This is a genomic window from Flavobacterium bizetiae, assembly GCF_902804475.1.
Taxonomy (GTDB): domain Bacteria; phylum Bacteroidota; class Bacteroidia; order Flavobacteriales; family Flavobacteriaceae; genus Flavobacterium; species Flavobacterium bizetiae.
In genome coordinates, this window is the sequence record NZ_CADCSU010000025.1 from 1 (window position 1) to 15493 (window position 15493).

Genomic DNA, 15493 nt, shown 5'->3' on the forward strand with positions numbered 1-15493 from the left:
TTTGTTAACTTTTGTAAAAATTCATTTTATAATTAATAACAATCAATCTCTTCTGAAATAGTTTTTTGATAAAAATTCAATTTTTTAATTATAAAACTAACTTTTACATTTTTTTTAAAGCTATTTTTTTTGTAATTATCAATAAAAATCAACACAACCGATTGTGTATTATTTGTTTTTCTATATATTTGTTTGAAATACACTTATTAACTAAACCAAAGTTCTAACTTAATTTAAATCAATTTTTATGACTAACTTTTTTGTTACAAGTAAGCAAAAGCGTTTCAAATGCTTTTGTTTTTTGATGTTAATGTTTGCGTTTTCCTATCATGTGAATGCGCAGACAACAGTTACAGGTATGGTCTCAGATGCAAATGGGCCAATTCCTGGGGCGAATGTAAATTTAAAAGGTACAAAAAATGGAGTAAGCACCAGTTTTGATGGTAATTATTCTATTAGTGTTCCTGCAAACGGTATTCTTGTTTTTAGTTTCATAGGTTTGAAAAGCAAAGAAGTTGCTGTAAACGGACAAAAGACGCTGAATGTTACCCTTGAAGAAGATTTGAGTACATTAAAAGAAGTTGTTGTTATTGGTTATGGTACTCAAATGAAAGAGTCTGTAACAGGATCAGTAGCTTCTATAGGAGGTAAAGAATTAAATGAAGTTCCTGCTGCAAACGTAACACAGGCTTTGCAAGGCAGACTTCCGGGAGTAGAATTAACGCAAACATCATCAAAACCGGGTGCTGCTATGCAAATTCGTATAAGAGGAACCAGATCTCTTACAGGAAGTAATGATCCTTTGATTGTACTAGACGGAGTACCGTTTGCCGGTTCGATAGGAGATATTAATCCGGTGGATATAAAATCTGTTGATATCTTAAAAGATGCCTCTGCAACGGCTATTTATGGTTCGCGAGGAGCAAATGGGGTAATTATGATCACCACTAATAAAGGACGAAAAAATCAAGCTGCTACTTTTAGCTATAATGGCTTTAGCGGTATCAAACAAGTTTTTGGCAGATACCCAATGATGAATGGGGCTAAGTTTGCAGCTCTTCGTGATTATGCAGGATTATATGTAGATGGAGTAGATGAAAAAAGAACCACTAATATAGACTGGCAGGATTCGCTTTACGGAGCGGGTGAAATGATCAGTCATGATGTTAGTGTTGCGGGGGGAACTGAGAAAGCTTCCTATAATGCAGGATTGGGATATTACAAAGAAGAATCGGTTCTTCCGGGGCAAAAGTATGAGCGTTTTAGCCTTAGAGGAGGTTTAGATCAGCAAATTGGACAAGCGTTTCGCATTGGTTTTACAACCAATAGTAATTACGCAGTTACAAACGGAGACAACATTGGTACAGGAACTATTCTGGGAACTTCACCATTAGCTAATCCGTATAATGCTGACGGATCTTTAAAGAGAATAGTAAGTATGGCAGCTGATGATCAGTGGGTGTACAACAGAAAATCGATTAACAGTTTAGGCGATGCTTATGTAAATCAAAACAGAGCTTTTAGTTCTTATAATAACGTTTTTGCCGAATTAAAAATTCCGGGAGTAAAAGGTTTAAAATACCGTCTTAACACCGGACTTAATTTACGTACCTCAAATAACGGATATTACGAAGGACAAGGAGTTTTTGATGTAAATCCGGCTACTTTATCCAATGCATCAATAAGTAATGCTTTGTCAACACAATGGCTTATCGAAAATCTTTTAACTTACGACAGAACATTTGCAGAGAAACATACTATAAACTTTGTTGGACTTTATTCAAACGAACAATATACAGGAAACAGCTCTCAGGTTTCAAGAAACGGAATTACCTCGGATGCATTTCAGTTTTATAATTTAGGACAAAGTGAAGAAGAAGCTGTTATTAATCCGGCAAATCAGGATTATACACAATGGGGACTTCGTTCTTATATGGCCAGATTAATGTATTCCTATGACAATAAATATTTCATTTCAGGAACTATACGATCTGACGGATCTTCAAGATTATCCGACGGAAATAAATGGGTAACCTATCCAGCGGTTTCTGCAGGTTGGAACGTTTCAAACGAGTCATTTATGAAAGGCATAAAAGAAACGGTTAATCTGGTAAAACTACGCGTAGGTTACGGAGAAACGTCTAATCAGGCAGTTGCACCTTATGCCACTTTGGGAGCTTTAAGCACAAGACCTTACAATTTTGGAAGCACTAATTCTACAGGGGTATATGTAACAGAATTACCAAACCCGAATTTAGGATGGGAGTTTTCTACCACTTGGAATTATGCTTTAGATTTTGGCTTGTTTAATAATCGTTTGACAGGTACTGTGGAATATTACAATACACAAACAAAAGATCTTTTACAAAGAGTTGGTTTGCCTGCAACATCCGGAGTAAGCGGATATGTGGCTAACGTAGGAGCAACAGAAAACAAAGGATATGAAATATCTTTAAACGGAGTAATTCTTGACAATCCTGACGGATTAAGCTGGACGGTTGGATTTAACCTTTATGCCAATAAAAACAAATTGGTTTCTCTTGCTTCAGGAGCTGAAAGAGACGAATCAAACTCTTGGTTTGTAGGGCGTAATATTAATTCAATCTATGATTATGAAAAAGTTGGAATCTGGCAGGAAGGCGATCCTTATATGTCAATTTTAGAACCTGGACCAACGGGTATTAACCAACAAGGAACCGTTGTGGGATCAATTAAAGTAAAATATACAGGAGATTATAATGCAGACGGAACACCAACAAGAGCCATAAATGCAAGCGACAGACAAATTATAGAAACAGATCCTGATTTTCAGGGAGGTTTCAATACAAACTTAACCTATAAAGGATTTGATTTTTCATTAGTTGGAGCTTTCAAAAGCGGAGGTGTTTTAATAAGCACGCTGTATGGCGGTGCGAGTTACCTTAACTTAATGAACGGTAGAAGAAGTAACGTTGATGTCGATTACTGGACACCGGACAACAGAGATGCTGAATTCCCAAACCCAAGAGGTATTAGAAGTGGAGACAACCCAAAATACATTTCGACAATGGGGTACTTTGATGCTTCTTACTTAAAGATCAGAGCCCTTACACTTGGATATTCAATAGATAAGCGTTTTGTTAAAGATTTAGGTATAGATAAACTAAGACTTTATGTTACGGCGCAAAATCCATTTGTATTCTTCTCGCCTTATCATAAAGCATCTGGGATGGATCCGGAAACAAATTCATTCGGAGATGAAAATCAGGCAGTAGCCTCCTACCAAAGAAGATTTTTGGTTATTGGTACTAACACGCCCAGCACCCGAAACTTTTTATTTGGACTTAACTTAACATTTTAATCAAAGAAACTATGAAACGATATATTTTTAGAAATTTAATAATAGGTTCAGCAGTTTTACTTTCCTTTTCCAGCTGTACGGATATCTTAGAAGAAAAACCGCATGATTTTTATGAACCGGGTTATTTTAAAACAGAACAAGGAGTAATACAAGGATTAACATCTCATTACGCCCACCTTCGTTATATTTACGGACAAGCCTACTTTTATAATGCCACTCAAACCGGTACAGATGAGGCGACTTACGCTCAAAGTGCAGATGGAAATTTTAAAGATCATGATTTATCAGGAGTTGGTGTAATTAATCCAAACTCAAGCCGTTCAGATGTTTTATGGAACAATTCATACAATGATATCAATACGGCCAGCGGTATAATTGAAAACGGAGCTGAGGTAGGAGTATCAAGCAGTCTTATTGCCGAGTCTAAATTTTTCAGAGCTTTCGATTATTTCTTATTGGTACAAACTTTTGGAGGAGTGCCTTTAGATTTAGGAGCCGGAGAATTGAAATTCAACAGTAAACCTTCGAGATCTTCTAAGCGTAATACCGTTCCAGAAGTGTATACAAAAGCTGTTTTTCCGGACTTGAAAGCCGCGGTGAGCGAATTGCCAACTGCGCCACGATTAACAGGAACAGCAACCAAAACATTAGCCCGTTTAATATTGGCAAAAGCGTATTTAACCTATGCATGGTGGTTAGAAAATCCTAATAATATTGCAACTTATCCAGAAGCTCCACGAACAGATCCTGACGGGCACAATGCGCAGTGGTATTTTCAGGAAGCCTATAATTTAGCAGTTGAAGGAATAAATAATCCGGGAGCTTATGGCCTGTTAGATTCTTTTTATGATGTAAATGCAGGGGCAAGCGATAGAAATAAAGAAGTAATGCTTTATGCAGATCATACCGAGTCAAGTGAATATTATAACGGAGGAAGTTTAACTTACGGAAGCGGTGGTGCACCGGATAACTTTGCCGGATGGATGGTCACTTGGAATTATACTGCTTTGAGAAGTAAAAATGGAGCAGCCGCAGTTTCTTCAGTACAACGTGAAGCCAATCAATTTTTAGGACGTCCGTGGACAAGAATGGTACCTCCAATTGAAGTATTCACCAAAACTTTTGCAGACAAAACAAATGATTCAAGATACGACGGAACCTTTGCAGCAGTTTATCGCGGTAACTGGAATTTGCAGGGAACAGGACTTACAACCGTAGCAACACTTACCAACGCAAACGGATTAACGATCAAACCTGGTGATGCAGTATTGACATTTTTAAATGATGAACCAGCAACACCAATTACTTATCCTTCAGGACAAGGAGACAGCGGTGTAGGAGCAGGAGTACTTCCGGGAAGAGCAGATTATGTAATTTCTCCTAACGGAATAAGCCGAATTGTATATCCGGGCTTTTGGAAGTTAGGTCCATATCGTACTGATAATGCAGGGGGATTAGGACAGCCAAATGCAGCAAGCACAAGACCATTTCCTGTAGCAAAATTCTCTGAATTGTATCTGGTAGCCGCAGAAGCAGCTGTAAAAGGCGCAACGGGATCTCTAAGCGCAAGAACACTTGTAAATGTAATCAGAGCCAGAGCAGGAAAATGGCGTTGGGATAATAATGGAAATGTAGCAAAAATTGCAGATAACAGCGCAGCGATGACAGCTGCTACTCCTGCAATAATTGATATTAATTATATCCTGGCAGAACGTTCACGTGAATTTTTCGGAGAAGGATATCGTTGGTATGATTTAGTGAGAACACAAAAATGGAATGAAATTGCCGGAAAATATTCAATAGGAGGATCTAATTACGGACAGCATACACCAGAGGTTGTAACCAGAATTATTGATGCGCATCATTACCTGCGACCAATTCCGCAAGGTCAGTTAGATGGTATGGAAATGAGTGCAAGTGAAAAAGCGGCCTATCAAAATCCGGGTTATTAATTTTTAACTTTTTTAGCAAATTGAGAACATACTTATAAGAGTTGATTTTACAGTTACTTTATAATGGTTTGAGTTTGTTAGCTAGAAGCCGGGGGGCATTTCTCTCGGCTTTTTAATATTTTTTTCAAATAAGTAAATAGTATAAAAAATGATGAAAAGAAATATAGTTTTTTTACTGGCAGTAGCACTTTTGTGTTGTTACACAAGTACTGCTCAGAGAAAAAAGCAATCTAAAAACACAGCAGTTTTTTCAAATGTCATTTACAACGGAGATGATCAGATTTATAAAAACAATCCCTTAAAACCAGATGAGTTTTATACACCAATTTTGCAGGGATGTTATCCTGATCCTGCCATTACAAAAAAAGGCGACGATTATTATATGGTGTGTTCCTCATTTGCGATGTTTCCCGGCGTGCCTATTTTTCACTCCAAAGATCTGGTGAACTGGACAGATTTAGGAGGAGTTTTAAATAATGTATCGGAATTTAATCCGCATGATACAGGTATTAGTGCCGGTGTATATGCGCCCGGAATTACGTACAATCCGCATAATGATACTTTTTATATGATTGTTACGGCATTCTCCGGCGGTCTTGGAAACATTATCGTAAAAACAAAAGATCCAATGAAAGGTTGGGGAAGTCCAATAAAATTAGATTTTGGCGGCATTGATCCTTCTATCTTTTTTGATGAAAACGGCAAAGGTTACATCATTCATAATGATGCGCCTGATAAAGGAAAAGAATTGTACGAAGGACATCGTGTAATTAAAATTTGGGAATACGATCTTAGTACAGACAAAGTAATTCCCGGTACAGATAAAATCATTGTAGATGGAGGCGTAGATCTTTCTAAAAAACCGATTTGGATTGAAGCGCCGCATTTATATAAAAAAAATGGAAAATATTATTTAATGTGCGCCGAAGGCGGAACTGGAGGCAATCACAGCGAAGTTATTTTTAGCAGTGATAATCCAAAAGGACCATTTAAACCATCATCAAACAATCCTATTCTTACCCAGCGTTATTTCCCAAAAGACAGAGCCAACAAAGTAGATTGGGCGGGTCACGCAGATCTAATTCAAGGTCCTGATAATAAATATTATGGAGTCTTTCTAGGCATTCGTCCAAATGAGAAAGACCGGGTAAATATTGGTAGAGAAACTTTTATATTGCCTGTAGACTGGTCGGGTGAATTTCCTGTTTTCGAAAACGGATTAGTCCCGATGCAGCCAAAATTAAAAATGCCCGCCGGAGTTACCAATAAAACAGGAAAAGACGGTTTTTTTCCTAACGGCAATTTCACTTTTAGTGAAAATTTCACCTCTAAAAAATTAGACTACAGATGGATTGGTCTGAGAGGACCTCGCGAAAACTTCAGTACATTAAGTAAAAAAGGCTTAGAAATCACACCATTTGAAGTAAACATAAAAGAAGTCAAGCCAACTTCGACACTTTTTTACAGACAGCAGCACAATACATTTTCTTTTACCGCAACAGTAGATTTCAAACCACAGTCAGAAAAAGATTTGGCAGGAATTGTTTGCCTTCAGAATGAGCGTTTTAATTATGTGTTTGGTATCACAAAAAAAGGAAACGATACTTTTATTGTACTTGAAAGAACAGAAAAAGGACAGTCAAAAATTATAGCAAGTTCTAACATCAAAATAACAAATTCATTACGCCTACAGGTAAAAGCCGCGGGAGACAATTATGAATTTAATTATGCTGCCAATGGCGTTGATTTTCAAACCTTAGGAGAAACTGTTTCAGGAGATATACTTTCTACAAATGCCGCCGGAGGTTTTACAGGAGCACTGGTAGGTTTATATGCTACTGCTGCAAATGATGCTCATCCATAATTAAGAGAAAAAGGATTTTCTTAATTCGAAACTGAACTTTTAATCTATAATAAAATGAATGTAAAAATAAAGTCTCTTAAATGGCTAGTACTTTTAAATCTGCTGCTTTTAATGGGATGCACTACTAATAAACCATCCGTTAAAACAGCAGATAAAAAAGAAGTTCAAAATTTTACAGGCACCTGGGCAACCGCTCAAATGCTTGTAGAACCCCATAATATGGCTCCTGCACCCGGATTGGCGCAAAATACACTTCGTCAGATTATTAAAGTATCATTGGGCGGTAGAAAAGTCAGACTTCAATTTTCTAATTTGTTTAGCCATCAGCCTACAGTTTTAAAATCGGTAAGTATTGCAAAGGTTATTGAGGCTCCAACGGTCGATGCAAAAACGCAGAAAACACTAAGTTTTAAAGGAAAACCACAAATAATTTTGGCACCCAATGAAGAGGTTTTTTCAGATGTTGTAGATTTTGAATTAAAACCCGGACAGCTTTTGGCCATTACCATTCATTACGGAGAAGTTTCCTCAACAGTATCAGGACATCCCGGTTCTCGTACAACGTCTTATATTTTAGAAGGAGATCAGATGCAAAACGAATCTTTTTCAGCAGCAGTAAAAACAGATCATTGGTATTCTATTATGGGAATTGATATTGTTGCCGGAAAAAAGCAGAGTAATGTAGTTTGTTTAGGAAATTCAATCATTGACGGGCGAGGATCAGGAACAAACAAGCAAAATCGATGGACAGATATTTTAGCAGCACGATTAAACGCCAATAAAAACACAGCACATATAGGAGTTTTAAACTTAGGAATTGGAGGAAATTGTGTCGTAAAAGGAGGTTTAGGCCCAACCGCTTTAAAGCGTTTCGACAGAGATGTACTTTCTCAAAAAGGAACCAAATGGCTTATTATTCTCGAAGGAATAAATGACATTGGAGGCATTCGAAAAGAAGAAGATGCCCCAATTACAGCAAAAGAAATTATTGATGCTTATAAAATAATGATTGATAAAGCCCATGCAAAAGGAATAAAAGTATTTGGAGCCACCATTTTACCATTCGAAAAATCTTTTTATGACGCCCCATTTAAACAACAGGCAAGAGATATTGTCAATCAATGGATTCGTACCAAAGGCAACTTTGATGCTGTAATTGATTTTGATAAAGAAATGGCTTCGGACATTGGTTCTAAAACAATTTTGTCAGACATGCACGATGGCGATTTTTTACATCCAAATGAAAAAGGCTATCAAAGAATGGGAGAAGTTATTGATTTGGGTTTATTTAAATAACTGTTTCCAGAACTAATTTTTAAGTACAAATTTTAATTAAAGTATAAAATGAAATCAATAATCAGGTTTTCAATAGTGACAATTCTTTTTTTAACAATGCAGAAAGGATATTCTCAGGATTCCGATTTTCATATTTATTTGAGTTTAGGACAATCCAATATGGAAGGTTATGCTAAAATAGAACCACAGGATAAAACCGATGTTAATCCTCGTTTTCAGGTTTTAGCTGCAGTAAATTGCCCCGAACTGGGACGTGAAATGGGAAAATGGTATACCGCAATACCACCTTTGTGCAGATGTACCACCGGACTCACTCCAATGGACTCCTTTGGAAGAACGATGGTTGCAAATCTTCCCGAGAAAGTAAAAGTAGGGATTCTCAATGTGGCTGTTGGAGGTTGTAAAATCGAGCTTTTTGATAAAAATAAATGCGAAAGTTATGTAGCAGATTCTCCGGATTGGTTAAAAAATATCGTAAAACAATACGATGGAAATCCATACGGAAGATTGGTAGAAATGGCCAAAATTGCCCAGAAAAAAGGAGTCATAAAAGGCATTTTATTGCATCAGGGAGAATCGAATACAGGCGATACGCTTTGGCCACAAAAAGTAAAAATAGTATATGATAATTTAATAAAAGACCTGAATCTCGATCCTAAAAAAGTACCGTTACTTTCCGGAGAAACCGTAAACGAAGATCAGAAGGGTAAATGCGGCAGCATGAATAAAATAATTGCAACATTGCCTGAGGTAATTTTCAATTCTTATGTTATTTCCTCAAAAGGCTGTAAAGCTGAACCGGATTTTCTGCATTTCAACGCTGATGGTTACAGAGAATTAGGCCGACGTTATGCCGAGAAAATGTTATTGTTATCAGGTTACGCTTTATCTAATAGCAAAGAACCTTTTATCGTTCAGGCGCCCCTTGGATTTGATGTCGTTAACCCCAATATAAAAGCGGGAAAAATTGAAACTATAACTTACGAATCAAAGACAGTAGGTTCGGTTAGAAAAGCTACTGTTTACACTCCTGCCGGATTCAATAAAAAGAAAAAATATCCCGTTTTATACCTTTTACACGGAATTGGCGGTGATGAGAAAGAATGGCTAAAGGAAGGAAATCCGCAGATTATCTTAGAGAATCTTTACGCCGAGGGAAAAATCGAATCCATGATTGTTGTCATGCCAAATGGAAGGGCAATGAAAGACGACAGCGCTTCGGGAAATATAATGGCTGCCGATAAAGTGCAGGCTTTCAGTGTTTTTGAACAGGATCTTTTAAAAGATTTAATTCCGTTTATTCAAAAAAAATATCCCGTTATAAAAGACAGGGAACATCGCGCAATTGCCGGATTATCTATGGGAGGCGGACAATCATTGAATTTCGGATTAGGGAATTTAGATCAATTTGCCTGGGTTGGAGCATTTTCCGCAGCGCCAAATACGAAAGCCCCGGAAGAATTACTTCCAAATCCTGAAGAAGCAAAAAAGAAACTCAAACTGCTCTGGATTTCATGTGGCGATAAAGACTGGCTTATCGAGAACAGCGCCCGAACACACAATTATTTATTCAAAAATAATGTACCTCATATTTATTACATAGAACCTGGCGTGCATGATTTTAAAGTTTGGAAAAATGGTTTGTACATGTTCTCACAATTTTTATTTAAACCAGTCGAGCAGTCAAAATTTGCAGCCTATACTATTTTAGGCACTCCAGCCCAAACCAATATCCGTAATGCCGACTATCCTCAAATACTACCCGATAACAAAGTAATTTTCAAAATCAAAGCGCCTCAGGCTTCAGGATTGCAAATCGATTTAGGAAAAAAATACGATATGGTTAGAAATTCAGAAGGATTTTGGACCGTAACAACTGATGTTATAAATCCGGGATTTAATTATTACTCCTTACTTATTGACGGTGTGGCTGTAGCCGATCCGGCAAGTCAGTCATTTTATGGTATGGGACGTATGGCCAGCGGTATTGAAATCCCTAATAAAGAAGGAGATTTTTATGCCCTAAAAAATGTTCCTCATGGAGAAGTACGGATCAAACAATACTTTTCAAAAGTAACCAATTCGTGGCGTGAAATGTATGTCTACACACCACCCGGGTATGAAAATAGCACCGAAAAATACCCCGTTTTATATTTATTGCACGGAGGAGGAGAAGATCAGAGGGGATGGGCATCTCAAGGTAAGGCCAATTTAATTCTCGACAATTTGATAGCCGAAAATAAGGCAAAGCCAATGCTCATTGTTATGCTTGACGGAAATATGTCAGGAAATGCAAGGTTCAATGAAAATGCGCTCAAAGCATTTGAAAACGAATTAAAAACAGCAGCAATACCTTTTGTAGAAAGTAATTTTAAAGTAGCAAAAGAGGCTAAAAACAGAGCTTTAGCAGGTTTGTCGATGGGAGGATTACAGACACTTTACGCAGGAATTAAAAACTCGGATATGTTTTCTGGTATTGGAGTATTCAGTTCAGGCTGGTGGGCCAATAATCCCGCTTTATCAGATCCATATTATGAGTTTATGAAAAACAATACAGCGGCTATAAATTCAAATATAAAACAATTTTGGATCTCAATGGGAGGTAAAGAAGACATAGCTTACGAGAATTGTAAAATAATGATCAAGAAATTCGATCAGATGGGCATCAAATATAAATACAGCCAATATCCAGGCGGACACACCTGGCCTGTATGGCGACATGATTTATTTGAGTTTGCCCCACTGCTATTCAATTAAAACATATTTTTATTTAGAAGATTTTAATAAATGCCCTGAATGAAATCAAAAAATAAAAACCATGAAAATACTATATAACCTATTAGCGATTTTTCTAATCCTTACCGGATCTAATGCTCAGGATAAAAAAGCGCAAAATCCTGTAATTTTTGCCGACGTTCCTGATTTGTCCATCATTAGAGTGGGGAATGATTATTATATGAGCAGTACCACGATGCACATGAGTCCGGGAGTTCCAGTCATGAAATCAAAAGATTTGATCAATTGGAGAATAATAAGCTATGCCTCTAATACTCTGGGCAATTCAGACGAACTGAATCTGGATAATGGAAAAAACAATTACGGTCGGGGCTCCTGGGCAAGTAATATTAGATATCATAACAATACTTTTTATGTAACCACTTTTGCCCAAACTACCGGAAAAACCTATGTATATACCACAAAAGATATTGAGAAAGGCCCGTGGAAAGAAATGAGTTTTAGTCCCGCCTATCACGATCACAGCATCTTGTTTGATGATGATGGCAAGGTTTATATGGTGTATGGAAACGGTAAACTTTTTATCAAAGAATTAAAGCCTGATTTATCAGGAGTAAAAGAAAACGGATTAGATCAGGTTTTAATCGAAAATGCCAATATTCCGGCAGGAAATGACATTATGCTTGGCGCAGAAGGCTCTCAGTTGTATAAAATAAAAGGCAAATATTACCTCTTTAATATTCTCTGGCCAAAAGGCGGAATGCGCACTGTGCTTATTCACAGAGCCGATAAAATTACGGGTCCCTGGGAAGGAAAAATTGCTCTTCAGGATTTAGGAGTAGCGCAAGGAGGATTAATTGATACTCCTGAGGGAAAATGGTTTTCCTACCTCTTTCGCGATTATGGTGGCGTAGGGCGAATTCCGTATTTTGTTCCGGTTAAATGGGAAGACGGCTGGCCTGTTTTGGGCCAAAATAATAAAGTACCTCAATATTTGGATTTACCCCAAAGTAAAGGATTAATACCCGGAATTGTAAACTCTGATGATTTTGACAGAAAAAAATCAGACCTGGATTTGCCTTTAGTCTGGCAATGGAATCATAATCCGGACAATTCATTTTGGTCTGTTAAAGAAAGAAAAGGTTATTTAAGATTAAAGACCGCCTCGATCACAAACACTTTTACCCAGGCCAAAAACACACTCACTCAAAGAACCTTTGGCCCTGAAAGTTCGGCAACGACTCTGCTGGAAATTTCTAAAATGAAAGAAGGCGATTTTGCGGGACTTTCTTTACTGCAAAAAGATTTTGGTCTGGTAGGTATAAAAGTCGAAAACGGATCTAAAAGAATTGTCATGATTGAAACGGTAAACGGCAATTCAAAAGAAATTCAAAGCATTCCCTTCACCGGAAATAAAATTTATTTTAAAGCAACGTGCAATTTTAAAGACAAAGCCGATTTAGGCCGATTTTACTATAGTCTGAGCGGAAAAGAATGGATCGGTATCGGAGATGAAATAAAACTGCCCTATACACTTCCTCATTTTATGGGCTATAGATTTGGGCTTTTTAATTATGCCGAAAAAGATTTAGGAGGTTATGTCGATTTTGATTATTTCCGCCTTGAGGATAAAAATTAAACGATTAACAAAGCGTAAAATCTTTCATTCAAAAGAAAAAAAACATGAAAAATAATTATCTGTATCTTTTAAGTTTACTATTTTTTTTCAATTTAAATGCACAGCAATATCCTTATAAAGATCCGTCGCTTAGTTCTAAAAAGCGCGCCGAAGATTTAATTTCCCGATTGACCCTGGAAGAAAAAGCAGCCTTAATGTGCGATCAAAGTGATGCAATACCCAGATTGGGAATCAAAAAGTTCAATTGGTGGAGCGAAGCTTTGCACGGTTATGCCAATAATGATAATGTTACCGTTTTTCCTGAACCCATTGGTATGGCGGCTTCTTTTGATGATCAGTTGGTTTTTCGTGTCTTTGATGCGGTTTCAGATGAAGGTCGTGCAAAATACAATCAATGGATACAAAACGGCAATGAAAACAAACGTTTTTTAAGTCTTTCAGTCTGGACACCCAACGTAAATATTTTTAGAGATCCACGCTGGGGACGCGGACAGGAAACCTATGGCGAAGATCCTTATCTTACCTCAAGAATGGGAGTTTCGGTTGTAAAAGGACTTCAGGGACCCGCCGATGCAAAATACCGAAAGCTTTTGGCCTGCGCCAAACATTTTGCCGTGCACTCCGGCCCTGAATGGAGCAGACACGAACTCAATTTAAATAATGTAAATCCGCGTGAATTACACGAAACCTATCTTCCCGCATTTAAAGCATTGGTGCAGCAGGCCGATGTGCGTCAGGTAATGTGTGCCTACCAGCGTTTAGACGACGAACCGTGCTGTAGCAATACCCGATTATTACAGCGCATTCTTCGCCATGAGTGGGGATTTCAATATCTGGTAGTGTCAGATTGCGGCGCCGTTACCGATTTTTATACCACACATAAAGTCTCATCAGATGAGGTACATGCAGCATCAAAAGCCGTATTGGCAGGAACCGATGTTGAATGTGTCTGGGACAAATATCCCTTTAAAAAATTACCCGAAGCCGTTGAGAAAGATTTAATAAAAGAAGAAGAAATCAATAAAAGTCTGCTTCGCGTTTTAATCGGACGTTTTGATTTGGGCGAAATGGATGACGACTCGATTGTACCCTGGGCTCAAATTCCGGCAACTGTGCTTAACAGTAAAGAACATCAACAATTGGCATTAGAAATGGCGCAAAAGTCTATGACACTTTTGCAAAATAAAAACAATATTCTTCCATTAAATAAAACCATAAATAAAGTTGCAGTTATAGGCCCAAACGCAGATAATGAACCGATGTTATGGGGAAATTATAACGGAACACCAAACAAAACCATTACCATTAAAAAAGGAATTGAAGCAAAACTTACCCAAAATAAAGTCCTGTATGATAAATCTTGTGATCTTGTCGAAGACAAAGTAACGGACACTAATTTTGATCAATTTTCATTTGAAGGAAAAAAAGGAATGAAAGCCACGTATTGGAACAATCCCGACAGAGAAGGAAAAAGTATTGTTTGGCAGCAAATTTCAAACCCTATAAAAATGACCACAGCAGGTCAGCATGAATTTGCTTCGGGAGTTAAACTCGAAGGATTTTCAGCCAAATACGAAACAGAATTTACAGCAAAAGAAAACGACACACTTGTATTTAAAACCGGAGCAACCGGCACTTTCGAATTATTAGTCGATGGTAAATCGATCGCAAAATATACCAACTGGCGTACCGTTCCCGGCAAGATTCCCTTTGCAGTTCAGGCAGGAAAAAAATATCAAATCGAAATTCTTTTTGCCCAATCAAACAATTGGCAGGCAAATCTTGAATTTGATTTCGGAAAAGAATTTGACATCGATTTCAAAGCCTTAATCGAGAAATTAAAAGGCATTGACACCGTAATTTTTGCCGGCGGACTTTCAACTTTACTTGAAGGCGAAGAAATGCCCGTTTCTTATCCCGGTTTCAAAGGTGGCGACAGAACCAATATTGAACTTCCTGCCGTACAGAGAAAATGTTTAAAAGAACTTAAAGCAGCAGGAAAAAAAGTAATTTTTGTAAACTGCTCAGGATCTGCAATAGCCCTAACGCCTGAAACAGAGAGCTGCGATGCTATTTTGCAAGCCTGGTATCCTGGAGAATCAGGTGGTCAGGCTGTCGCCGATGTTCTTTTTGGGGATTATAATCCTGCCGGAAAACTGCCCATTTCATTTTATAAAAACTCAGATAAATTAGGCGATTTTGAAGATTATTCCCTTAAAGGACGCACATATCGTTATACCACAGATGTTTTGTTTCCCTTTGGATTTGGTTTAAGTTATTCTAAATTCGATATTTTAGCAGGAAATATCACTAAGAATAAGATCAAATCAAATGAAGATACTCAGTTGAAATTTTCAATAAAAAACACCAGCAAACGCGAGGGAACAGAGATTGTTCAGGTCTATGTTCGAAAATTAAATGACACAGACGGACCGTTAAAAACATTAAAAGCGTTTAAACGAATAGCATTAAAAGCAGGCGAAAAACAAAATGTTACGATCAATTTACCGCCTTCTTCGTTTGAATTTTATGATGCTAAAACCAGAGCAATGAATATCGCTTCGGGAGACTACGAAGTGTATTATGGCAAGAGTTCTGATGCTAAGGATTTAAAAATGGCTAAAGTGGTTGTTCAGTAAACAAAAGAATGTACCTTAAATTTATTT

General features: G+C 37.4%; 7 protein-coding genes. All 7 read left to right on the plus strand.

Going from position 1 to position 15493, the window contains the following annotated elements; all coding sequences use genetic code 11:
• Nucleotides 1–247: 247 nt before the first annotated feature.
• The gene (locus FLACOL7796_RS01235) at nt 248–3340 is read left to right on the plus strand and encodes a SusC/RagA family TonB-linked outer membrane protein (RefSeq protein ID WP_173968997.1); all 3093 of its coding nucleotides are present in this window, start codon (nt 248–250) and stop codon (nt 3338–3340) included.
• A gap of 11 nt (nt 3341–3351) precedes the next feature.
• Nucleotides 3352–5292 carry a RagB/SusD family nutrient uptake outer membrane protein gene (locus FLACOL7796_RS01240; RefSeq protein WP_173968998.1) on the plus strand — a complete coding sequence of 647 codons (1941 nt, stop codon included), beginning with the start codon at nt 3352–3354 and terminating at the stop codon, nt 5290–5292.
• Between the two features lie 148 nt (nt 5293–5440).
• Nucleotides 5441–7156 carry a glycoside hydrolase family 43 protein gene (locus tag FLACOL7796_RS01245; RefSeq protein WP_173969000.1) on the plus strand — a complete coding sequence of 572 codons (1716 nt, stop codon included), beginning with the start codon at nt 5441–5443 and terminating at the stop codon, nt 7154–7156.
• A gap of 54 nt (nt 7157–7210) precedes the next feature.
• Nucleotides 7211–8452, plus strand: a complete 1242-nt coding sequence (locus tag FLACOL7796_RS01250) for an SGNH/GDSL hydrolase family protein (RefSeq protein WP_173969002.1) — start codon at nt 7211–7213, stop codon at nt 8450–8452.
• A gap of 96 nt (nt 8453–8548) precedes the next feature.
• Nucleotides 8549–11209: an alpha/beta hydrolase-fold protein gene (locus FLACOL7796_RS01255; RefSeq protein WP_232067264.1), complete on the plus strand. Its 2661-nt coding sequence runs from the start codon at nt 8549–8551 to the stop codon at nt 11207–11209.
• A gap of 61 nt (nt 11210–11270) precedes the next feature.
• Nucleotides 11271–12827 (plus strand): glycoside hydrolase family 43 protein, encoded by a 1557-nt coding sequence (locus FLACOL7796_RS01260; protein ID WP_173969007.1) that lies wholly within the window; start codon nt 11271–11273, stop codon nt 12825–12827.
• Between the two features lie 44 nt (nt 12828–12871).
• A complete protein-coding gene (gene xyl3A, locus FLACOL7796_RS01265; protein WP_173969008.1) occupies nt 12872–15466 on the plus strand; it encodes a xylan 1,4-beta-xylosidase in 2595 nt (864 codons plus the stop codon).
• The last annotated feature ends 27 nt before the right edge of the window (nt 15467–15493 follow it).